Below are 20,496 nucleotides of genomic sequence, written 5' to 3'. Positions count from 1 at the left end.
ACGGCTTTACAAATATAGTTCCTGAGAGCATCATTTCAGGATACAGCCACCCCTCTTGGCCGCCTGTACGGGCTAAGCTTTCCGACTGATTGACTATGGCAGCAGTTCTTCCCACTACCGCGCCCGGCGCCCCCATGCCGGGGCTGGCAAGGGCCCTGATGCAGGCCGGACGGCTCTCTGCCGTGCAGGCCGAGCTGCTGCAAAAAAAGGCCATGACAGAAAAGCAGGCCTTCATCGACGTGCTGCTGGCCAGCCAGGCGATCGATGCCAGCAGTCTGGCCCAGTTCTGTTCCGAAACCTTTGCCTATCCCCTCATGGATGTGCATGCGCTGAATATCGAAGCGCTGCCCGCCAAGATTATCGATAGCCGGCTGATGCAGGCCCAGCGCGTGATTGCGCTGGCCAAGCGGGGCAACCGCATGTCGGTAGCGATTTCCGACCCGACCAATACGCAGGCGCTGGACCAGATCAAATTCCAGACCGAGACCACGGTAGAACCCGTCATCGTTGCCCACGATGCCCTGCTGCAGCTGCTGGCACGCCTGAACAAGGACAACGAGCAGGCGCTGAGCGATCTGGCCGGCGAAGATGCCGACATCGAATTCGCCGAGGAAGAGGAAGTCATCTCGGCCAATGCGGCTACCGATCCCAACGCCAACGATGTGGAAGATGCGCCCGTGGTGCGCTTCCTCAACAAGATGCTGATGGATGCCGTGCACATGGGCGCATCCGACTTGCACTTCGAGCCTTTCGAGAAGTTCTACCGGGTGCGCTTCCGCGTAGACGGCGTGCTGATCGAACATGCCCAGCCGCCCATCTCCATCAAGGAAAAGCTGGTTTCGCGCATCAAGGTGCTGGCCAAGCTCGATATCTCGGAAAAGCGCGTGCCGCAGGATGGCCGCATGCGCCTGATCGTCTCGCCCACCAAGACCATCGATTTGCGCGTCTCCACCCTGCCCACCCTGTTCGGCGAAAAGACCGTGATGCGGATTCTCGATGCCACCCAGGCGCAGATGGGCATCGATGCGCTGGGCTACGACCCGGACCAGAAGGAATTGCTGCTCGACGCTATCCAGCGCCCTTACGGCATGGTGCTGGTGACGGGCCCTACCGGCTCGGGCAAGACGGTGTCGCTGTACACCTGCCTGAACGTGATCAACAAGCCGGGCATCAATATCTCGACGGCAGAAGACCCGGCCGAGATCAATCTGCCGGGCGTGAATCAGGTTAACGTCAACGAAAAAGCCGGGCTGACTTTCCCCGTTGCGCTGAAATCCTTCCTGCGTCAGGATCCCGACATCATCATGGTGGGCGAGATCCGCGATCTGGAAACGGCCGATATCGCCGTCAAGGCGGCGCAGACGGGCCATATGGTGTTCTCCACCCTGCACACCAACGATGCGCCGTCCACCCTGACCCGCTTGATGAATATGGGCGTGGCGCCATTCAACATCGCTTCCTCGGTGATCCTGATTACGGCCCAGCGGCTGGCGCGCCGGCTATGCAGCTGCAAGCAACCGGTCGATATTTCGCCCGATCTGCTGCGCAAGGCCGGCTTCCGCGACGACGATCTGGACGGCACCTGGAAGCCTTACGGCCCGGTCGGCTGCGAGCGCTGCAACGGCGGCGGCTACAAAGGCCGGGTGGGCATCTACCAGATCATGCCGATCACGCCCGCCATCGAGGCGCTGATTCTGGCCCATGGCAATGCCATGCAGATCGCCGCCCAGTCGGAACAGGAAGGCGTGAAATCGCTGCGTCAGTCCGGTCTGCTCAAAGTGAAGAGCGGGCTGACCAGTCTTGAAGAAGTGCTCGGCTGCACCAACGAATAGGATCCCCGTCATGGCGACATCGAGCAACGCTGGCCATCAGGTCAAGGAAGCAATCTTCGCGTGGGAAGGCCGCGACAAGAGCGGCAAGGCCGTGCGCGGCGAAATGCGCGCCGGCGGCGAAGCCGTGGTCAATGTGACGCTGCGCCGTCAGGGCATCATGGTCACCAAGGTCAAGAAGAAGGCCTACCGCAGCGGCAAGAAAATCACCGACAAGGACATCACCCTGTTCACGCGCCAGCTGGCCACCATGATGAAGGCCGGCGTGCCGCTGCTGCAATCGTTCGACATCGTCGGCAAAGGCCATGCCAATCCGTCCGTCTCCAAGCTGGTGATGGATTTGCGCGCCGATATCGAAACAGGCACCAGCCTGAATCAGGCTTTCCGTAAATTCCCCCTGTATTTCGACCCGCTGTTCTGCAACCTGGTGGGGGCGGGCGAACAGGCCGGCATACTGGAAGACCTGCTGACACGGCTGGCCATCTACAAGGAAAAGACCGTGGCCATGAAGGCCAAGATCAAATCGGCGCTGATGTATCCGATTTCGATTCTGGCCGTGGCCTTCATCGTCACCGCCGTGATCATGATCTGGGTGGTGCCGGCCTTCAAGGAAGTGTTCAAGAGCTTCGGCGCCAACCTGCCCGCGCCTACGCTGTTCGTGATGGCCATGTCGGAATTCGTGGTGGCGTGGTGGTATGTGATCTTCGGCGGCACCTTTGCCGCCATCTACTTCTTCTTCCGCGCGTGGCAGCGTTCGCTGCAGATGCAGCGCTTCATGGACCGGCTGCTGCTGCGCCTGCCCGTATTCGGCGCAGTGATACGCAAAGCCACCATCGCGCGCTGGACCCGCACGCTGGCCACCATGTTCGCTGCCGGCGTGCCGCTGGTGGAATCGCTCGATTCGGTGGGCGGCGCGTCCGGCAATGCCGTGTATTCCGATGCCACCCGCAAGATCCAGAGCGAAGTCAGCACCGGTACCAGCCTGACCGTGGCCATGCAGAATGCCGAAGTATTCCCGAATATGGTGACGCAGATGGTGGCCATAGGCGAGGAATCGGGCTCGCTCGATGCCATGCTGGGCAAGGTGGCCGACTTCTACGAAGATGAAGTGGACGAAGCCGTGGCTGCCCTGTCCAGTCTGATGGAACCGGCCATCATGGTCATCCTCGGCGTGCTGATCGGCGGTCTGGTCGTGGCCATGTACCTGCCCATCTTCAAACTGGGCTCGGTGGTGTAACGCACGGCGCAGTGTTTCCGGCGGGCTTAACTATAATTCGCATCTCCTACTCAACAAACTATTTCCAGCCCTGATACATGACTGAATCGTCCCTCTTGTTTGCGCCTGCCGGCATGCTGTCCATCAGCCTCGTGGCCGGTCTGTTCGGGCTGCTGTTCGGCAGCTTCCTCAATGTGGTGATCCACCGCCTGCCGAAAATGATGCAGCGCGAATCCGATAACTATGTGGCTTCGGAAAGCGGCCAGCCCCTACCCCACACGGAGCGCTACAACCTGATGCTGCCACGCTCGGCCTGCCCCCAGTGCGGCCACCAGATCACGGCGCTGGAAAATATCCCCGTGCTCAGCTACCTGTTCCTGCGCGGCCGCTGCAGCCAGTGCAAGACGCCTATCTCGGCGCGCTATCCGCTGATCGAACTGCTGACGGGCCTGCTCTCGGCCGGCGTGATCTGGCGCTTAGGCAGCGGCTGGACGGGCCTGTCCTGTCTGGTGTTCCTGTATGCCCTGATCGCCCTCACCTTCATCGATCTGGATACCCAGCTGCTGCCCGACGACATCACCCTGCCGCTGCTGTGGCTGGGGTTGCTGCTCAACCTTAACCAGCTATTCGTGCCCCTGCACGAAGCCGTGATCGGCGCCGCTGCCGGCTATCTGGCGCTGTGGGCCATCTACTGGCTGTTCAAGCTGGCGACAGGCAAGGAAGGCATGGGTTATGGTGACTTCAAGCTGCTGGCGGCGCTAGGCGCGTGGATGGGCTGGACCATGCTGCCCGTGATTATCCTGCTGTCCTCGCTGGTCGGCGCCGTGGTTGGCATCTGCCTGATCGTGTTCCGCCGCCATGGCCGCAACCAGCCCATACCGTTCGGGCCCTATCTGGCCGCGGCCGGCCTGCTGGCCATGATGCATGGCCACGAGCTGTCGGCCCTGATGCGCCAGCTGTTCGGCTAGGAAGCGCCCATGTCCCGTTTGAATTTTGCCATCGGCCTCACAGGCGGCATCGGCAGCGGTAAATCCACCGTGGCCGACCAGTTCGCCGCTCTGGGCGCCAGCGTGGTCGATACCGACCAGATCGCCCACAGCCTGACGGCACCGGGCGGCAGTGCCATGCCGGCCATCGTGGCCGAATTCGGCGCCGAATTCGCCGATGCCGGCGGCGCCATGGACCGCGCCCGCATGCGCCAGCTGGTGTTCAGCGATGCCGGCGCCAAAGCGCGGCTGGAAGCCATCTTGCACCCGCGCATACGCGATGCCGCGCTGGCCGCAGGCGAGGCAGCTAATGGCAGCTATGTCATCTTTGCCGTGCCGCTACTGGTGGAATCGGGCACCTGGCGCCAGCGCGTGAGCCGCATCGTCACGGTGGACTGTCCCGAAGAGGTGCAACTGGCCCGCGTGATGGCTCGCAACAATTTAACAAAAGAGCAAGTTTTAGCCATCATGGCCAATCAGGCCAGCCGCCAGCAAAGGCTGGAGGCGGCCGATGATGTGATCGACAACGGTGGCGAGGTCGCTGCTCTGGCCCCGCAAATTGCCCGGCTACACGAGTTATATCTGGCGATTTCGAAAAGAAGCGCCACAAACGCTGCACAATGTTTGTAATTTTGCTTCGCTTGCTTCAAAATCATAGGATTCACGCAAGTCCACCTAAAGGGATGTTATTTTGATCGTCTACGAATATCCATTCAACGAGCGCATCCGCACGTTGTTGCGATTAGAGGACCTGTACGAGAAATTTAAATTTTTTGTGCAACAAGACCATCCCATGCAGCATCACGTGGCGCTGGCGACGATCTTCGACATGCTGGAAGTGGCCGGCCGCGCCGATCTGAAATCGGATCTGCTGCAGGAACTCGAGCGCCAGCGCCAGACCCTGCTGGGCTACCGCATGAACCCGAATGTGCAGGCCGACATGCTGGACGCGATACTGGAAGAACTCGATGGCGTCAGCACGGCGCTCGTCAACGCCCAGGGCAAGACGGGCCAGAACGTGCGCGACAATGAATGGCTGATGAGCATACGCGGCCGCACCATCATTCCGGGCGGCGCCTGCGAATTCGATCTGCCGTCCTACTACGCATGGCAAAAACGTCCGGCCGACCAGCGCTACCACGACATCATGAACTGGTTTGCCCCGCTTGCGCCCCTGTTCGACGCACTGGGCCTGGTGCTGCGCCTGCTGCGCGATTCGGGCAGCGCCGTGAAAATGATCGCCGTCTCCGGCAGCTACCAGCAAATGTTGCAAGGCAAGGTCTACCAGATGCTGCGCCTCACGCTGGACGAGGAAATGGGCGCCATCCCCGAGGTATCGGCCAATAAATACATGCTGTGGGTGCGCTTCACATCGCAGGATGGCGACTTGAAACCCAAGCCGCTGGAAGACGATGTGCCGTTCGAACTCACCCTGTGTAACTTCTGAAGCAAGTCATGACCACCGTAGTTGATTGCCCTACCTGCGGCGCCAAAGTTGAATGGACGCCCGCCAACCGCTATCGCCCGTTCTGCTCGGAGCGCTGCAAGAAAATCGATCTGGGCGCCTGGGCCGAGGAAAAGTACGCGATTCCTGCGGCCCCGCCCAAAGACCCGCTGGACCAAGAGTAAGTAGAGATCACACTCAGGCCTCAGGCCGGATAACGCAGTTCGTCCAGCCAGCCCAGCAGCGGTATGGTAGCTGGCAGCAGCGGCTCCACACCTACCGTGCCCTGCCATGCAAACGCCTGTCCTTCCAGACTCTGGGGCTCGCCCTGCCAGTCGCGGCTGAGGTAGAAATGCAGCCGCACATGGGCATGCGGATAGACATATTCCACCCCGCACCATTCCTCGGCACTGTGGATGGTCAGGCCCAGTTCTTCCATGAATTCGCGCTGCAGCGCCGCGAAGATGGTTTCGCCGGGATCGACTTTACCGCCGGGGAATTCCCAGTAACCGGCATACGGCTTGCCTTGCGGACGCTGGCCCAGCAGCACATCGCCATTCGGCTTGATCAGCACGCCCACGGCCACATCGACGATACCGCTCATGCGTGCTTCCCTGCGTAATCCTTGGCGAACTGCCACGCTACGCGGCCCGAGCGCGAGCCGCGCTGTAGCGCCCAGCGCAAGGCATCGGCGCGCGCCGCTTCGATCTGTGCGGGCGTGCAGCCCAGCGTAGCCAGCCAGTGCGCCACGATGGCCAGATAATCATCCTGCTTGAAGGGATAGAAGCTCAGCCACAGGCCGAAACGCTCGGACAGGGAAATCTTCTCTTCCACCGTCTCGCCGGGATGCAGGTCGCCATCTTCGTCATGGCGGTAGCTGCTGTTATCCGACATACGCTCCGGCATCAGGTGACGCCGGTTCGAGGTGGCATAGATCAAAACATTGTCCGACTGGGCCGCGATGCTACCATCCAGCGCCACCTTCAGCGCCTTGTAGCCGCTTTCGCCTTCCTCGAACGACAGGTCGTCGCAGAAGATCACAAAGCGCTCGGGCCGGCCCGCCACCAGATCGACGATATCGGGCAGATCGGCCAGATCGGCCTTGTCCACTTCGATCAGGCGCAGACCCTGCGCACCGAACTGGTTCAAACAGGCTTTGATCAGCGAGGACTTGCCGGTGCCGCGTGCGCCCGTCAGCAGCACATTGTTGGCCGGTTTGCCCTGCACGAACTGGCGCGTGTTCTGCTCGATCTGCTCTTTCTGCGGCCCGATGTGCTGCAGATCATCGAGTGCGATCGGGGCCAGATGGCTGACGGCCTGCAGATAGCCGGCCCCGCCGCCGCTGCGCTTGCGCCAGCGGAAAGCATGGGCCAGCCGCCAGTCCGGCTCGCGCGGCGCAGCCGGCAGTACGGCTTCCACCCGCGCCAGCAAGGCTTCGGCGCGGGTCAGGAACTGCTCGAGTGGCGTCGTCATATCAGGAACGGTAGTCGGCGTTGATGCTGACGTAGTCGTGCGACAGGTCGCAGGTGTACACGGTAGCCTGGGCCGCGCCGCGGGCCAGTTTCACGCGCACGGTGATTTCGCTCTGCTGCATCACGCGCTGGCCATCTTCTTCCTTGTAGTCGGGATTGCGGCCGCCGTTCTTGGCCACCCACACATCATCGAGGTAGAGATTGAGCTTGCTGACATCGAGATCATCCACACCGGCGTAGCCGATCGCAGCCAGAATCCGGCCCAGATTCGGATCGGAAGCGAAGAAGGCGGTTTTCACCAGCGGCGAGTGGGCGATCGAGTAAGCGATCTTGCGGCACTCTTCCATGCTGTTGCCCTCTTCCACCGTCACGGTGATGAACTTGGTCGCGCCTTCGCCGTCGCGCACGATGGCTTGCGCGAGGAACACGGCCAGTTCCGTCACGGCGGCCGCCAATTCGGCATATTCGGGGCTATCGACCGAGCTGACTTCCAGCGTGCCGGCGCCGGTGGCGATCAGCATGAAGGAATCGTTGGTCGAGGTATCGCCATCGATGGTGATGCAGTTGAACGACTGGTCGGCCACCTGTTTCACCAGCACGTCCAGCACCGGCTGCGCCACTTTGGCGTCGAAGGCCAGATAGCCCAGCATGGTGGCCATATTCGGTTTGATCATGCCGGCGCCCTTGCTGATGCCGCTCAGCGTCACGCTGTGGCCGCCGATGGTCACGCTGCGCGAACCGGCTTTCGGCTGGGTATCGGTGGTCATGATGGCTTCGGCCGCGTTGTACCAGTTATCGGCCTTCAGGCCGGCCACCGCCTGTGGCAGACCGGCGATCACTTTCTCGGCCGGCAGCGGTTCCAGAATCACGCCGGTCGAAAACGGCAGGATCTGGGCCGGGGCGCAACCGAGCTGCTGCGCCAGCGCGGCACAGGTCTGGTTGGCCAGCGCCAGGCCCAGTTCACCCGTACCGGCATTGGCATTGCCCGTGTTGACCAGCAGCGCCACGATGGGCTGGCCGCTGGTTTGCGCGGCCGCCAGATGGGCTTTGGAAATCTGCACCGGGGCTGCGCAGAAACGGTTGAGCGTGAACACCCCGGCCACCGTGGCCGTTGGTGCCAGCTTCATCACCAGTACGTCTTTGCGGTTCGGTTTTTTAATCCCGGCTTCGGCATAGCCGATTTCGATACCGTTGACGGGTTTCAGGTCGGCGGCGACGGGCAGAGGGGAATTAACGGCCATTTCAGTGTTCTCGTAGGGGTAAAAGGGAAGCCGCTATTGTAATCCCTGTAAGGATAAATGGCGCAGGCGCGCGATCCTGGCGACGCATTTCATAAAACACGCAAAAGACGTCTGACAAGTTATTGAATTGACTTTAAAAATAGGCATCATTCGCAGAAAAACGACAAATTTTTAGCACGATCGTACACATTTATCGAAAGAAATTTCCCTATTGCACTTAAAAGCGCTTAAATAGTGAATGGAATGCCGTACCCCCGCATCTCAAGAGACGATTGTGACGACAAAATCGTCCAAGCTGCACACAAACGACAACAATTTCAAGGAACCCTACTCATGAACAAAACTCTGTTAGCCGCAGCCCTGTTCGCCGCCATGCAAGCCCAGGCAGGCACCCTCGACGACGGCAACCTGAGCCTGAGCGGCTTCGGTACTCTGGGCGTCGCCAAATCGAATACCGATCAAGCGCAGTTCACCCGCTACAACCAGGCCGAAGGCGTGGCCGATCAGGCCAAAATCGGTCTGGATACCAACCTGGGTCTGCAAGCCACCTACAAGATCAATGACTGGCTGTCCGGCACTGCGCAGATTCTGACCCGCAAGAACACCAGCCCGACCTTCACCACCGACCTGACCTGGGCCTTCCTGAAAGCCCGCGTCAACGATGAAACCAATGTGCGCGTGGGCCGCGTTGTGCTGCCCGCCTTCCTGATTTCGGAATACCAGAATGTCGGCTATGCCAACACCATGATGCGTCCGCCAGTTGAAATGTACGCCCAGGCACCGATCGAAGCGGTCGATGGCGCCGACGTGACCTACCAGCACGCTTTCGGTGATGTCAACTTCACCACCTCGGGCTACGCCGGCGTCAGCCGCGGCAAGCTGTTCATTCCCGCTGCCGGCACCGTCGCGACCTATCGCGCACCGTCCGTCGGCCTGAGCGTGGCCGGCGAATACGGTCCGTTCAGCGTCCGTCTGGCCCATGCCCGCGTGAAAATGACCAGCAACGATCTGGGTCCCGTCAATACCCTGACCAGCACCCTGGCCAAGGTCGGCTTCGCCCAGCTCGGTAGCGACCTGAGTCTGATCCAGGGCAAGAAAATCGCCTTCACTTCGCTGGGCGGTACCATGGACTGGAACAATGTCGTGGCCCAGGCCGAAGTCGCCATGCGCGTGGCCAAAGAGCCGGTCTACATTCCGGACACCACCTCGTGGTACCTGATGGCCGGCTACCGCGTCGGCAAAGTGCTGCCTTACTTCGCTCACGCTGCCGTGCGCGATGCCGGCCACTCCGTCACCCCGCCTGCCACCTTCCCGAAAACCGGCGCACTGGCTGCGACCGTGGGCGGCCTGATGGCTGCGGCTGAACAGAAGAACGACCTGATCGGCGTGCGCTGGGACTTCGCCAAATCGATGGCCCTGAAAGTGCAGATCGACCGCGTCAAGCCTAAGACCAAGGCCGGCACCCTGATCTTCGCCCCGGCTGCAGGCTACACCAACACCGTTACCGTGGTCGGCGCTGCGCTCGACTTCGTCTTCTAATCCGGAGCCCACCATGCATAAACTGATGTCCTCCCTGCTGCTGTCGGCACTGGCCATGGCAGCCCTGCCTGCGTCGGCAGAAATCGTTGTGATCGTTAGCCAGAAGAACCCAGCCACCCGTATGTTCTCGGAACAGGCCTCCCAGTTCTTCCTCGGTAAATCCAACCTGTTCACCCCGGTCGACCAGCCGGAGAGCTCGCACATCCGTGCCGAGTTCTACCAGAAGATCGCCGACAAGGATCCGGCCCAGGTCAAAGCGCTGTGGTCGAAACTGGTGTTCACCGGTAAAGCCACGCCGCCTAAGGAATATGCCAATAGTGCCGAGGTAAAGAAAGCAGTTGCTGCCGATCCGAAAGCAATCGGTTATATTGATAAATCGGCAGTAGATGATACGGTGAAAGTCATTCTGACCTTGCCTTAACATCCGGTAGTTTCGCCCGCGCAGCCGCACATCTGCGCGGGACGGCACTCCCGGTTAGCCCGAGGAGTGCCTGATTTGAGTCTCACACTACGTGCGAAATTCCTGCTGCTGAGTGCCCTGATCCCCACCCTGGTGGTCGGCCTGCTGATCTGGAACAGCCTGCGGCTGATGAACCACGCCGTCAGCGCCAATGCCGAACGGGTCGCGCAAGAATATGCGGTAGCCCTCAATCTCGCCCTCAGTCCCTACGCCACCGGCGGCCGCCTGCCGCAACTGCGCGGCCATCTGGCCGAAATGCTGGCCGATCCGGCCGATAGCTATCTGCGCTATCTGGTCATCCTCGACGAACACCAGCAGCCCATCCTGTCCGTGGGCCAGCCGCCGGCGCGGCTGCCGGAAACCCTGCGTCTGGGCGGGGGCTCTGCCTTCAAAGGCGTACGCACCGAGCTGGGAGAGAGCCTGCTGCATGCACGTGCCCCGCTGCTGCTGGTCGATAACCACATCGGCTCGATCAATTTCGGCATCACTACCAGCGACCTGCAACAGGCGCGCGATGAAGTGATGTGGCAGGGCGGCGTCATTTCCATGGCCGGCCTGATGCTGGGCATGCTGCTGTTCTACCTCGTCACCCAGGGCATCGCGCGCCGCCTCAATGTGCTGCGCCGCCAGTCCACCCGCATGGTGCTGGGCGATTACAGCAACACCTTGCCGGAACAGGGCAATGATGAAATCACCGTATTCACCCGCACGCTCAACACGCTGAGTGCGGCGCTACGCGAACGCATCAAGCAGCTCGAGCTGTCGCAGCAGCGCCTGCTGGAATCGGAACAGCGCTTCAAAACCCTGTTCGACATGGCGCCCCTGCCGCTGACCGTATCGGACCGCGCGGGCCGCATGATCGCAGCCAACCGCGCCGTGACGGAAACCTTCGGCCACCCCGTGGCCGAGCTGATAGGCAAGCGCTCGGAGGAAGTGCGCTTCTGGGCCAGTGCGGTGGAGCGCAAGCGTATCTGGAATATGTACCAGAACGATGGCGCCGTACATGGCGATATTGCCGGCGTAGTGCTGGCCGATGGCAGCGTGGGCAGCGTGGCCATCTGGTCGTCCTCGCTGACGCTGGACGGACAAGAGGCCATCATCTGGGCCTTGCTCGATCTGACCGAAGAACTCAACGCCAAGCGCGAACTGAAAGACCTCAACTTCTCGCTGGAGCAGCGCGTCAAGGAACGTTCGGCCGCACTGGAACGGGCCAATACGGAATTGCAGGCCACGCTGGAAACCCTGCGCATGACTCAGAGCGAGCTGCTGTCAGCAGAAAAAATGGCTTCGCTCGGTTCGCTGGTGGCCGGCATCGCCCATGAACTCAACACCCCTATCGGCAACAGCCTGCTGGCCTCGACCTCGCTGCGCGACCGCGTGATCGAATTCGACCGCAAAGTGGCGGCCGGCGCCCTGCGCCGCTCGGAACTGGTGACCCATCTGGAAGAAGTGCGCATGGCCAGCGAACTGATCTCCGGCTCGCTGCACAAGGCGGCCGAGCTGATCTCTTCGTTCAAGCAGATCGCCGTCGACCAGACCAATGACCAGCGGCGCGAATTCGATCTGCTCTCGGCCGTGCATGACACGGTGGCCACCTATATGCCACGCCTGCGCCGTGCCGAGTGTGAAGTCCGGCTGCAGATCAACGAGGGGCTGATGCTGGATTCCTATCCGGGCGCGCTGTATCAAGTGCTCAACAACCTGATCAACAATGCGCTCAACCACGCCTTCGAACAGCGCAAGGGCGGCCACATCACCATCCGCGCCGAAGTGATCGATGACAGCAGCATAGGCCTGCTATTTGCCGACGACGGTGCCGGCATGCCGGAAGAGGTGCTGCGCCGCGTATTCGATCCCTTCTTCACCACCAAGATGGGACAGGGTGGCACGGGGCTCGGCATGAACATCGTCTACAACGTGGTGACGGGCGTACTCGGTGGCCGCATCAGCATCGATTCCACGCCAGGCGCGGGCACCAGCGTGCGCCTCATCCTGCCGCGCTGCGCGCCCCAGCGCAACAGCAGCAACGGCCACTAAAGCTAGTTGCGGCCCGGTGCGCGCGGCGCCACAAAGGCCAGCGCTTCTTCGAACGAGCGCAGCACCATGTCCACATGGGGCTGGACGCTGCCGAGCGCCGGCACATCCTCTTCCAGCGTGGGCCGGATAGTGGCCAGCAGTGCTTGCGGCAGATTGGCGCGCAGTTCGTCCACCACGGTCATCCACGGTTCCAGCGTTTCGCGGGTCGGATAAGGGATGAACAGCGTCGACACCAGATCGGCCTTATCGGGATCCTGCTCCTCGGGCGCGATAGGCACCACCACGGAACGGGCATCATGGCTGGCTTCGCGCAGCGCGCGTGCCAGCAGTTCGCTGACCAGTTCGTCGCGCTCGGCAGCCTGGCTCACGCACAGGATGATGGAACGCTGCGGCACATCGAGCGAACCCTGCCAGCGGCCCAGCCGCGCTTCGCGCAGGTGGCGCAGATGCGCGCCCACATTGGCATCGAGCAGCGACACCTGACAGCGCTTGGCGCGCGTCACACCGCTCGGTGCCAGCGCTTCCGCCACTTCGGCCACGGTGTGGCGCAGGTGTTCACGCTGGGTCGCGTCGATCAGTTCGGCGCGGATTTCAGCACCGGCCAGCGCCAATCCCGGCAGCAGCACCTGATCGCAGTAGCGCGCCAGACTGTTACGGCGCAGGAAAGGCCGCGCATCGCGCAGGATAGCGCCCGTGTCGCCATTCAGGGCGCGCTGGTAGAAGCGCTGCGCCCCCGTCACATCGGGCGCCTGTCCCAGTAAGATCGCCAGCCACTCGAGCGCGGCCACGTGGCGCCCCGCCACCACCAGACACACCGTCAGCGGGGTCGACATCAGCAAGCCCACCGGCCCCCACAGCGTGCCCCAGAACAGCGCCGACACCATCACGGCCAGCGGCGACAAGCCTGTGCTATGGCCATACACATTCGGCTCCACCACATTGGCCACCGTCAGTTCCAGCACGCCGAACAGTACCAGACAGGACAGCGCCAGCTGCCAGCCCGGATCGACGGCTGCGGCAAAACCGGCAATCAGGGCACCGGCCACCAGCGCGCCCAGATAAGGCACGAAGCGCAGTACGGCACTCAGCGTGCCCCACAGCACGGCATGGGGCAGGCCCATGGCCCACAGCGACAGGCCGATGGCGATGCCGAAAGCGGCATTCACCACGAACTGGGAAAAGAAGAAGCGCGCCACGCCTTGCGCCGCATCGGCCAGTGCGCGGGCCGTGCGGCCGATCTCGCGCTGGCCGGCCAGCCGGATCAAACGGTCCTGCAGCGACTCGTGCTCGAGCACGACGAAAATCAGCAGCACCAGCACCAGCCCCGTTTCGCCCAGCGGCCCCCAGACCTTACTGGTCAGGTCGCTGAGCAGATCGGTGCGCGGCCCCGTCGCCAGATTCTGCGCTGCCGCCGGTGCTGCCTCCTGCGCCTCGGGCGCCAGCGGGCTGATATGGCCGAAGCTGTCCTGCATGTGGATGAACGGGCGCTCGACGGCCGTGCGCACCTGCTCGATCTTGGTCTGGATGGCGGCGCGATACTGCGGCAAATCTTCCGACACGCGCAGCAGCTGGGTGGCCAGCACCATGGCCGTGCCCACCACGCACACACCGGCCAGCACCAGCGTCACCAGCATGGCCGGCAGCCGGCGCAGGCCAAAGCGGCCCAGCACCTGCAGCATGGGTGCCAGCAGCAGGCTGAGGATCACGGCCAGCGCGACCGGCTGCAGCACATCGCGGCCGAAGTACAGCAGCGCCAGCACACAGGTAATCGTTACGATGGAATTGGCGCTGACGCGCGTGGCGAGGGACGGCAGGCTGGACATGGGAGCAGACGAGGGCATAGGGTGTGACTAGTTTAATTCATTCTCCAAGGCAAATCACTGCCCTGCCGCGCCGGCCTGCCCGCAAGACGAAAAAAAACCCGGTACTGACAGACAGTACCGGGTCGGGGGAGCTTCAGGCCCGGGCTGGCGCAGCGCGCCAGCACCTGGCACTTAGGCCAGCTTGCCGTGGCAAGCCTTGTATTTCTTGCCGCTGCCGCAAGGGCATGGATCGTTACGGCCGACTTTCAGGCCCAGTTCCATCAGCTGTTCGCCCGTCAGGCCAGCCAGTTCCGCCGGCAGACCGGCGATGGCCGGTGCGGGTGCCAGCAGTTCTTCCGGTGCCGCGTTCGGGTTGAAATCGGCGTGCTGGTAGCTGACGTTTTCCACGTGCGACTGCTGCATAGCGGCTTCGGCCGCATCGATCTCTTCGCGCGACTGGATGCGTACCGTCATGATCAGCTTGACCACTTCCTGCTTGATCATGTCCAGCATCTGGCCGAACAGTTCGAAGGCTTCGCGCTTGTATTCCTGCTTGGGATTCTTCTGCGCATAGCCGCGCAGGTGAATACCCTGACGCAGATGGTCGAGTGCGGCCAGGTGTTCGCGCCAGTGGCTGTCCACGCTTTGCAGCATGACGTTGCGCTCGAAACCGGCGAACGATTCCTTGCCGACGATATCCACTTTCGACTGGTACAGCGCATCGGCTGCGGCCAGCACGCGTTCCAGTATGTCTTCGTCGTTCAGATTGGTTTCGGTTTCCAGCAGGCCGCGCAGCGGCAGTTCGATCTGCCATTCGGCGGCCAGGGCTTTTTCCAGACCGGCCAGATTCCACTGTTCTTCCACCGATTCTTCTGGCACATATTCGCGCACCAGATCCGTGAAGGCGCCATGGCGCAGCGAATCGATCAGCTCGGAAATATCGGCCGCTTCCAGCAGCTCGTTACGTTGCTGGTAGATGACTTTACGCTGGTCGTTGGCCACGTCGTCGTATTCCAGCAGCTGCTTACGGATATCGAAGTTGCGCGCTTCCACCTTGCGCTGGGCCGATTCGATCGAGCGCGACACGATGCCTGCTTCGATCGGTTCGCCTTCCGGCATCTTCAGACGGTCCATGATAGCGCGCACGCGGTCGCCCGCGAAGATGCGCAGCAGCTGGTCGTCCAGCGACAGGAAGAAGCGCGACATGCCGGGGTCACCCTGACGGGCAGCACGGCCACGCAGCTGGTTGTCGACGCGGCGCGATTCATGGCGTTCGGTACCGACGATGTGCAGGCCGCCCGCGGCCACCACTTGCTCGTGCAGCGCCTGCCAGCCATCGCGCAGTGCTTTAGCCTGGGCTGCCTTGTCGGCATCGCTCAGAGCCGGATTGGCTTCGATGAACTGGATCTGCTTCTCGACGTTACCACCGAGTACGATGTCAGTACCACGGCCGGCCATATTGGTGGCGATGGTAATGGCTTTCGGGCTACCGGCCTGGGCTATGATTTCCGCTTCGCGGGCGTGCTGCTTAGCATTCAGCACGTTATGCGGCAGGCCGCCCTTGGTCAGGATGCCGGACAGCAGCTCCGAGTTTTCGATCGAGGTGGTACCCACCAGCACCGGCTGGCCGCGGTCGTAGCATTCGCGGATTTCCAGCATCATGGCGTTGTACTTCTCGGCCGAAGTCTTGTACACCTGATCGTGACGGTCTTTACGCTGCGATGGACGGTTAGGCGGAATCACCACGGTTTCCAGACCGTAGATTTCCTGGAATTCGTAAGCTTCCGTATCGGCGGTACCGGTCATGCCGGCCAGCTTGGCGTACATACGGAAATAGTTCTGGAAGGTGATCGAGGCCAGCGTCTGGTTCTCGTTCTGGATCTTCACGCCTTCCTTGGCTTCCACGGCCTGATGCAGACCGTCGGACCAGCGGCGGCCCGTCATCAGACGGCCGGTGAATTCATCGACGATCACCACTTCATTGTTCTGCACCACATAGTGCTGATCCTTGAAGTACAGCGCATGGGCGCGCAGCGCCGCGTACAGGTGGTGCACCAGCGAGATATTGGCCGAATCGTACAGCGACGCGCCTTCCGGCAGCAGGCCCATACGGGTCAGGATGGCTTCGGCTTTTTCGTGACCGGCTTCGGTCAGCAGCACCTGATGGGCTTTTTCATCCTTGGTGTAATCGCCCGGGACTTCTACCTTGCCCTTGCCGTCCGGGGTTTCTTCGCCGATCTGCAGGGTCAGCAGACGTGGCACTTCATTGATCTTGTAGTACAGGTCGGTATGGTTCTCGGCCTGACCGGAAATGATCAGCGGGGTACGGGCTTCGTCGATCAGGATCGAGTCCACTTCATCGACGATGCCGAAGTTCAGCGCGCGCTGGACGCGGTCGCGCGCTTCGAACACCATGTTGTCGCGCAGGTAGTCGAAGCCGAATTCGTTGTTGGTACCGTAGGTGATGTCGGAAGCGTAAGCAGCCTGCTTGGCGCTGTGCTCCATCTGCGACAGGTTGATACCCGTCGTCAGACCCAGCCAGCCATACAGCTTGGCCATGGTGTCGGCGTCACGCTGGGCCAGATAGTCATTGACGGTCACGATGTGCACGCCCTTGCCGGACAGCGCATTCAGATAGGCTGGCAGGGTCGCGGTCAGGGTTTTACCTTCGCCCGTGCCCATTTCGGCAATCTTGCCATAATGCAAGACCATCCCGCCGATCAGCTGCACATCGAAGTGGCGCATCTTGAACACGCGCTTGCTGGCTTCGCGGCAGACGGCAAATGCCTCTGGCAGCAGGGCATCGAGGCTGGCGCCCTGGGCGATACGTTCCTTGAAAGCCGGGGTTTTCGCTTGCAGCTCGGCGTCGGACAGTTTTTCCATGGCCGGCTCGAGCGCATTGATCTCGCGTACCGTTTTTTGGTATTGCTTGAGCAGCCGCTGGTTGCGGCTACCGAAAATCTGGGTCAGTAATGACATGCTTGAATTCTTGAAAAAACGCCGTTAAAAAAGCCCGGAAGGGAGTGCGTGCCCTAGCGCTCGCTATTCGACTATGGCAAAAGACCATGATTTTATCATGCGACCGCGCCTACATTGGGTTATTGGCCTGATTAACAATAGCTCAAGCATGAACAAAGTCATAAAACCGGCCGATTTCGGGCCGAATTCCTTTGCCGTGACGTTTTTTTGCCGCTGTGATATGTTGCGGCCCATGCGCTTCAACTCTTCCAACCTGACCATCAAACGCCGCACCGCCGTGGAGGCGACGGATTTCCTACGCCGCGACGACCGCATGGCCAGCCTGCTACCGGCCATCGAACGCATGGCATCGCTGCAGAAAGACTGCGCCGCGGCTTTGCCGGCCATGTTCAAGTACTGCGAAATCCTCGCCTACGAGCAGAATGTGCTGACGCTGGCCCTGCCCAATGCGGCGCTCGCGGCCAAGCTCAAGCAGCAGATCCCCAAGCTGCAGGACACGCTGGCACGGCGCGGCTGGCAGGTCGATCAGGTCAAATTACGCGTGCAGATGGTGAAAGCGGCCGAAATCAAGGAGCCTATGCGCGCGCTGTCGCTGTCGGAAGCGGCGGTGCAAGCGTTCGACCAGCTGGGCGACACGCTGGAACCGAGCAGCCAGAATGCGCCGCTGATCGCAGCGCTGAAAGCCATGGTGGCGCGCCGGCGCGCCCCTTGAAACCAGCCTGACCTGATCTGGCGCAGGCGCAGGCACTGCCTAAGCGCCCTGCCCGCTGGCGATCAGGTAAGCGCCCACTCGCGCGCCATCTGGCGCAGATACGACGGTGGTGCGGCCTGTTCCGAACCGAACGAAACGATCTCGTAGGCGTCAGGATGCTTGAGCAGCTCCAGCAGCAGCTGGTTGTTGAGCGCATGGCCCGATTTATGGGCTTCATAGCTGGCCAGCAGCGGGTGACCCACCAGATACAGGTCGCCGATGGCGTCGAGGATTTTGTGGCGCACGAATTCATCGTCATAGCGCAGGCCATCCGCATTGAGGATGCGGTATTCGTCCATCACGATAGCGTTTTCCAGCGAACCGCCGCGGGCCAGACCTATGCCGCGCAGCATTTCCACGTCCTGCATGAAGCCGAACGTGCGCGCGCGCGCCACATCGTGTACGTAGGACACATCGCCGAAATCCACTTCCGCGCGCTGCTGGGTGCCATCCACGGCCGGATGGTTGAATTCGATGAAAAAGTCCAGCTTGAAGCCGTTGTACGGCGTCAGACGGGCCCATTTTTCCCTGTCGCCCATGCCTTCGCGGATTTCTACCGGCTTCAGCACACGGATGAACTTTTTGGCCGCTTCCTGCTCCTGCACGCCTGCCTGTTGCAATAAATACACGAACGACGATGCCGAACCGTCCATGATGGGAATTTCTTCCGCGCTCACGTCGATGTAGAGGTTGTCGAGGCCCATGCCGGCGCAGGCCGACATCAGGTGTTCCACGGTCGAAACGCGCGCACCATCCTTGATCAGCACGGATGCCATGCGGGTATCGCCCACGGCCATGGCACTGGCAGGGAATTCCACTACCGGCGTCAGATCGACACGGCGGAACACGATGCCGGTATCCGGCGCGGCCGGCCGCAGGGTCAGTTCGACCTTGGTGCCGGAATGCAGGCCCACACCGGTAGTGCGGACCATTTCTTTGATAGTGCGTTGTTTTAACATCCGTAAATTATAGCGAAGTTGGCTGATCCCCGCTGTCAACGGTGTTTCCAATGGTCAAGGTCGCTACGCCCACTGTAGCGCAGCTCTCGGCCGGGCTGCTTACGGATGTTCGGCTTCCGCGTGCACGCTTTCGCGCCGCACCAGATAGATGCCGCTGGCAATGATGATGGTGGCGCCCAGCAGCGTATAGCCGTCCGGCAGCACCTGCCACAGCAGCCAGTCTATCGCCACCCCCCAGGCCAGCGCTGAATACTCGAACGGCGCCACCACCGAGGCCTGCCCCGAACTGAATGCACGGGTAATCGCCAGCTGGCCGAAGAAGCCGCTCAGCGCCAGTGCCAGCAGCACCCAGCCGTCTTCGGCGCGCAGCGCCACCCAGTGCGACAGCGACATGGCCAGCCCGCCGGCCGCCATCATCAGCAGATACCAGAACATCATGGCTTCATTGCTGTCGGTGCGCGCCAGCACGCGGCTGACGATGGCCGACAGCGCATAGCAGGTGGCTGCGCCCAGCACGGCCAGCCCGCCCAGCGAAATAAAGCCGCTGCCTTCGGGGCGCAGCACCACCAGCACGCCCAGCAGGCCCACCACGATGGCCACCCACTGGCCCAGTCCCACGCGCTCTTTCAGCACCCACACCGACAAGGCAGTAATCAGGGTAGGCGCGATGAAGAACAGGGTGTAAGCCTGCGCCAGCGAGAGTTCCTTCAGACCGTAGGCGAACGAGGTCAGCATGATCACCCCCAGCACGCTGCGCAGCACGTGGACCGGCCAGCGTATCCGGGTAATACCGCGAAACGCGCCGCGCGCCAGCATATAGCCGCACAGCAGCGGCAGCGAACTGAGTGCGCGCATGGCCGTCACCTGTGTGGCCGGATAGTGGGCCGACAGCACTTTCATGGCCGTGTCCATCATCGAGAACATGGCCACCGACACCAGCATGGCGTAGATGCTGCGCAGATTATCGGAACGGGTAGCAGAAGACAGAGCAAGCTCCTTGCAGGGTGTTCGTTTGAACGAAGAAGACGTCAAGCGTGGCGACGTCGGGAGCCGGAATCGGGTATAAAAGAACTTCGATTCAAGACTGATGATTATAGCAAGCTGCTCAGCCATACGCAGGAGGCAACGATGGAGACCCAAGTAACGCTGGAGTTACGGCAGATCGGCAAACATCTCGCACTATGCCTTCCCCGCGAGCTCGCCCTGATACATCAGCTGACTGCAGGGCAGTCACTCACCGTTACGATTCCTAGCCTACAAGCTAACACCGCAGCGCCTGTTAGCAGTGTCGGGACACTAGAGCAGATGCTGGCTTTGTTTGATCCGGACAAATTCGGTGGAGAGTTTCACCCCAGCTCCAGCATTGGAAGCGAAATCATAAAATGAAACGCCCGCCTGCATGGGTACCTGATCGGCGCGACATCATCTGGATAGATTTTAATCCGCACGTCGGTGCGGAAATGAAAGATCTCCATCCCTTGCTTGTGCTGACGCCCCGAAATTTTTGCAATGCAACCAGTCTGGTCATAGGGCTGCCCATGACGACGGCAACCTTTAACGAACTCAATCCCTTTGCCATTAAAGTCATCTGGGAAAATGGACTGATAAGTTATGTGCTTGCCGCCCAGCCCAAGTCCTTTGATTGGCGACGCCGCCGGGCCACGCCACATCCGCTAGGACAAGTACCCGCCGAGGCCTATCGACGCGCCTGTCTGACACTCAATCGCATCATCGAGATTTGCTGACACTGCGCGAGCTGCGGCGCAATTGCCCGCATCCGG

19 protein-coding genes are annotated in these 20,496 nt (G+C 61.4%); 12 read left to right on the top strand and 7 right to left on the bottom strand.

The features are described 5' to 3' along the window. The first annotated feature begins 95 nt into the window (after positions 1-95). The 6 genes from pilB (at position 96) to yacG (ending at position 5,660) form a co-directional block, all read left to right on the top strand. Positions 96-1,832 carry a type IV-A pilus assembly ATPase PilB gene (gene pilB, locus GTP23_RS18250; RefSeq protein WP_161036430.1) on the top strand — a complete coding sequence of 579 codons (1,737 nt, stop codon included), beginning with the start codon at positions 96-98 and terminating at the stop codon, positions 1,830-1,832. Between the two features lie 10 nt (positions 1,833-1,842). Further along, positions 1,843-3,066: a type II secretion system F family protein gene (locus GTP23_RS18245; RefSeq protein ID WP_161036429.1), complete on the top strand. Its 1,224-nt coding sequence runs from the start codon at positions 1,843-1,845 to the stop codon at positions 3,064-3,066. Between the two features lie 77 nt (positions 3,067-3,143). Then, complete coding sequence (locus GTP23_RS18240; protein WP_161036428.1) at positions 3,144-4,013, top strand: prepilin peptidase; 870 nt, start codon at positions 3,144-3,146, stop codon at positions 4,011-4,013. Between the two features lie 9 nt (positions 4,014-4,022). After that, positions 4,023-4,661 carry a dephospho-CoA kinase gene (coaE, locus tag GTP23_RS18235; protein WP_161036427.1) on the top strand — a complete coding sequence of 213 codons (639 nt, stop codon included), beginning with the start codon at positions 4,023-4,025 and terminating at the stop codon, positions 4,659-4,661. Positions 4,662-4,722: 61 nt separating this feature from the next. Beyond that, the gene (gene zapD, locus GTP23_RS18230; protein WP_161036426.1) at positions 4,723-5,478 is read left to right on the top strand and encodes a cell division protein ZapD; all 756 of its coding nucleotides are present in this window, start codon (positions 4,723-4,725) and stop codon (positions 5,476-5,478) included. A gap of 8 nt (positions 5,479-5,486) precedes the next feature. Next, positions 5,487-5,660, top strand: coding sequence for a DNA gyrase inhibitor YacG (gene yacG, locus GTP23_RS18225; RefSeq protein WP_155434385.1), 174 nt, complete (start codon positions 5,487-5,489; stop codon positions 5,658-5,660). Positions 5,661-5,680: 20 nt separating this feature from the next. Here yacG and GTP23_RS18220 read toward each other — a convergent pair whose 3' ends face one another. From GTP23_RS18220 to argJ, 3 genes are read right to left on the bottom strand one after another with little or no spacing between them, the layout of a single operon-like run. Further along, complete coding sequence (locus GTP23_RS18220) at positions 5,681-6,079, bottom strand: NUDIX domain-containing protein (protein ID WP_155434384.1); 399 nt, start codon at positions 6,077-6,079, stop codon at positions 5,681-5,683. Next, the gene (locus GTP23_RS18215) at positions 6,076-6,948 is read right to left on the bottom strand and encodes an ATP-binding protein (RefSeq protein ID WP_161036425.1); all 873 of its coding nucleotides are present in this window, start codon (positions 6,946-6,948) and stop codon (positions 6,076-6,078) included. The genes GTP23_RS18220 and GTP23_RS18215 overlap by 4 nt, the downstream gene beginning before the upstream one ends. Before the next feature lies 1 nt (position 6,949). Next, positions 6,950-8,188, bottom strand: a complete 1,239-nt coding sequence (gene argJ / locus GTP23_RS18210) for a bifunctional glutamate N-acetyltransferase/amino-acid acetyltransferase ArgJ (protein ID WP_161036424.1) — start codon at positions 8,186-8,188, stop codon at positions 6,950-6,952. Between the two features lie 333 nt (positions 8,189-8,521). Here argJ and GTP23_RS18205 point away from each other — a divergent pair, with 333 nt between their 5' ends. The 3 genes from GTP23_RS18205 to GTP23_RS18195 all read left to right on the top strand — a co-directional run bounded on the left by GTP23_RS18205 (position 8,522) and on the right by GTP23_RS18195 (position 12,224). Continuing rightward, on the top strand, positions 8,522-9,727 hold the full coding sequence (locus GTP23_RS18205; protein WP_161036423.1) for a porin: 1,206 nt from the start codon (positions 8,522-8,524) through the stop codon (positions 9,725-9,727). 13 nt (positions 9,728-9,740) lie between these two features. Next, a complete protein-coding gene (locus GTP23_RS18200; RefSeq protein WP_155434380.1) occupies positions 9,741-10,148 on the top strand; it encodes a type 2 periplasmic-binding domain-containing protein in 408 nt (135 codons plus the stop codon). A 75-nt stretch (positions 10,149-10,223) separates the two neighbouring features. Further along, complete coding sequence (locus GTP23_RS18195; protein ID WP_161036422.1) at positions 10,224-12,224, top strand: sensor histidine kinase; 2,001 nt, start codon at positions 10,224-10,226, stop codon at positions 12,222-12,224. Between the two features lie 2 nt (positions 12,225-12,226). On the opposite strand, the gene GTP23_RS18190 is transcribed toward GTP23_RS18195, so the two are convergent. Next, positions 12,227-14,065 carry an AI-2E family transporter gene (locus GTP23_RS18190; protein WP_229256165.1) on the bottom strand — a complete coding sequence of 613 codons (1,839 nt, stop codon included), beginning with the start codon at positions 14,063-14,065 and terminating at the stop codon, positions 12,227-12,229. A 153-nt stretch (positions 14,066-14,218) separates the two neighbouring features. Then, on the bottom strand, positions 14,219-17,005 hold the full coding sequence (secA, locus tag GTP23_RS18185; protein WP_161036421.1) for a preprotein translocase subunit SecA: 2,787 nt from the start codon (positions 17,003-17,005) through the stop codon (positions 14,219-14,221). A 232-nt stretch (positions 17,006-17,237) separates the two neighbouring features. Between secA and GTP23_RS18180 the strand changes: the two genes are divergently transcribed. Next, positions 17,238-17,717 carry a DciA family protein gene (locus GTP23_RS18180; protein WP_229256164.1) on the top strand — a complete coding sequence of 160 codons (480 nt, stop codon included), beginning with the start codon at positions 17,238-17,240 and terminating at the stop codon, positions 17,715-17,717. A 62-nt stretch (positions 17,718-17,779) separates the two neighbouring features. On the opposite strand, the gene lpxC is transcribed toward GTP23_RS18180, so the two are convergent. Beyond that, positions 17,780-18,715, bottom strand: coding sequence for a UDP-3-O-acyl-N-acetylglucosamine deacetylase (gene lpxC / locus GTP23_RS18175; RefSeq protein WP_161036420.1), 936 nt, complete (start codon positions 18,713-18,715; stop codon positions 17,780-17,782). A 99-nt stretch (positions 18,716-18,814) separates the two neighbouring features. Then, positions 18,815-19,657 carry a DMT family transporter gene (locus tag GTP23_RS18170; protein WP_161036807.1) on the bottom strand — a complete coding sequence of 281 codons (843 nt, stop codon included), beginning with the start codon at positions 19,655-19,657 and terminating at the stop codon, positions 18,815-18,817. Between the two features lie 186 nt (positions 19,658-19,843). Here GTP23_RS18170 and GTP23_RS18165 point away from each other — a divergent pair, with 186 nt between their 5' ends. Both GTP23_RS18165 and GTP23_RS18160 read left to right on the top strand, forming a co-directional pair. Continuing rightward, entirely contained in the window at positions 19,844-20,101 is a 258-nt protein-coding gene (locus GTP23_RS18165; protein ID WP_161036419.1) for an AbrB/MazE/SpoVT family DNA-binding domain-containing protein, read from the top strand. Next, the gene (locus GTP23_RS18160; protein WP_161036418.1) at positions 20,098-20,460 is read left to right on the top strand and encodes a type II toxin-antitoxin system PemK/MazF family toxin; all 363 of its coding nucleotides are present in this window, start codon (positions 20,098-20,100) and stop codon (positions 20,458-20,460) included. The genes GTP23_RS18165 and GTP23_RS18160 overlap by 4 nt, the downstream gene beginning before the upstream one ends. The last annotated feature ends 36 nt before the right edge of the window (positions 20,461-20,496 follow it).

This window comes from Duganella fentianensis, assembly GCF_009857835.1.
Classification (GTDB): domain Bacteria; phylum Pseudomonadota; class Gammaproteobacteria; order Burkholderiales; family Burkholderiaceae_D; genus Rugamonas; species Rugamonas fentianensis.
Note: the sequence above shows the minus strand (reverse complement) of the source record. Positions and strands in the feature narration are given on the sequence as shown.

Excerpts from the sequence above, each read along its gene's own strand:
- coaE (WP_161036427.1), top strand. The coding sequence starts at position 4,023 with ATGTCCCGTTTGAATTTTGCCATCGGCCTCACAGGCGGCATCGGCAGC.
- GTP23_RS18190 (WP_229256165.1), bottom strand. The coding sequence starts at position 14,065 with ATGCCCTCGTCTGCTCCCATGTCCAGCCTGCCGTCCCTCGCCACGCGC.
- GTP23_RS18180 (WP_229256164.1), top strand. The coding sequence starts at position 17,238 with ATGCGCTTCAACTCTTCCAACCTGACCATCAAACGCCGCACCGCCGTG.
- GTP23_RS18200 (WP_155434380.1), top strand. The coding sequence starts at position 9,741 with ATGCATAAACTGATGTCCTCCCTGCTGCTGTCGGCACTGGCCATGGCA.
- yacG (WP_155434385.1), top strand. The coding sequence starts at position 5,487 with ATGACCACCGTAGTTGATTGCCCTACCTGCGGCGCCAAAGTTGAATGG.
- GTP23_RS18205 (WP_161036423.1), top strand. The coding sequence starts at position 8,522 with ATGAACAAAACTCTGTTAGCCGCAGCCCTGTTCGCCGCCATGCAAGCC.
- pilB (WP_161036430.1), top strand. The coding sequence starts at position 96 with ATGGCAGCAGTTCTTCCCACTACCGCGCCCGGCGCCCCCATGCCGGGG.
- GTP23_RS18220 (WP_155434384.1), bottom strand. The coding sequence starts at position 6,079 with ATGAGCGGTATCGTCGATGTGGCCGTGGGCGTGCTGATCAAGCCGAAT.
- GTP23_RS18215 (WP_161036425.1), bottom strand. The coding sequence starts at position 6,948 with ATGACGACGCCACTCGAGCAGTTCCTGACCCGCGCCGAAGCCTTGCTG.
- GTP23_RS18160 (WP_161036418.1), top strand. The coding sequence starts at position 20,098 with ATGAAACGCCCGCCTGCATGGGTACCTGATCGGCGCGACATCATCTGG.
- lpxC (WP_161036420.1), bottom strand. The coding sequence starts at position 18,715 with ATGTTAAAACAACGCACTATCAAAGAAATGGTCCGCACTACCGGTGTG.
- GTP23_RS18245 (WP_161036429.1), top strand. The coding sequence starts at position 1,843 with ATGGCGACATCGAGCAACGCTGGCCATCAGGTCAAGGAAGCAATCTTC.
- argJ (WP_161036424.1), bottom strand. The coding sequence starts at position 8,188 with ATGGCCGTTAATTCCCCTCTGCCCGTCGCCGCCGACCTGAAACCCGTC.
- secA (WP_161036421.1), bottom strand. The coding sequence starts at position 17,005 with ATGTCATTACTGACCCAGATTTTCGGTAGCCGCAACCAGCGGCTGCTC.
- GTP23_RS18165 (WP_161036419.1), top strand. The coding sequence starts at position 19,844 with ATGGAGACCCAAGTAACGCTGGAGTTACGGCAGATCGGCAAACATCTC.
- GTP23_RS18170 (WP_161036807.1), bottom strand. The coding sequence starts at position 19,657 with ATGCTGGTGTCGGTGGCCATGTTCTCGATGATGGACACGGCCATGAAA.
- GTP23_RS18240 (WP_161036428.1), top strand. The coding sequence starts at position 3,144 with ATGACTGAATCGTCCCTCTTGTTTGCGCCTGCCGGCATGCTGTCCATC.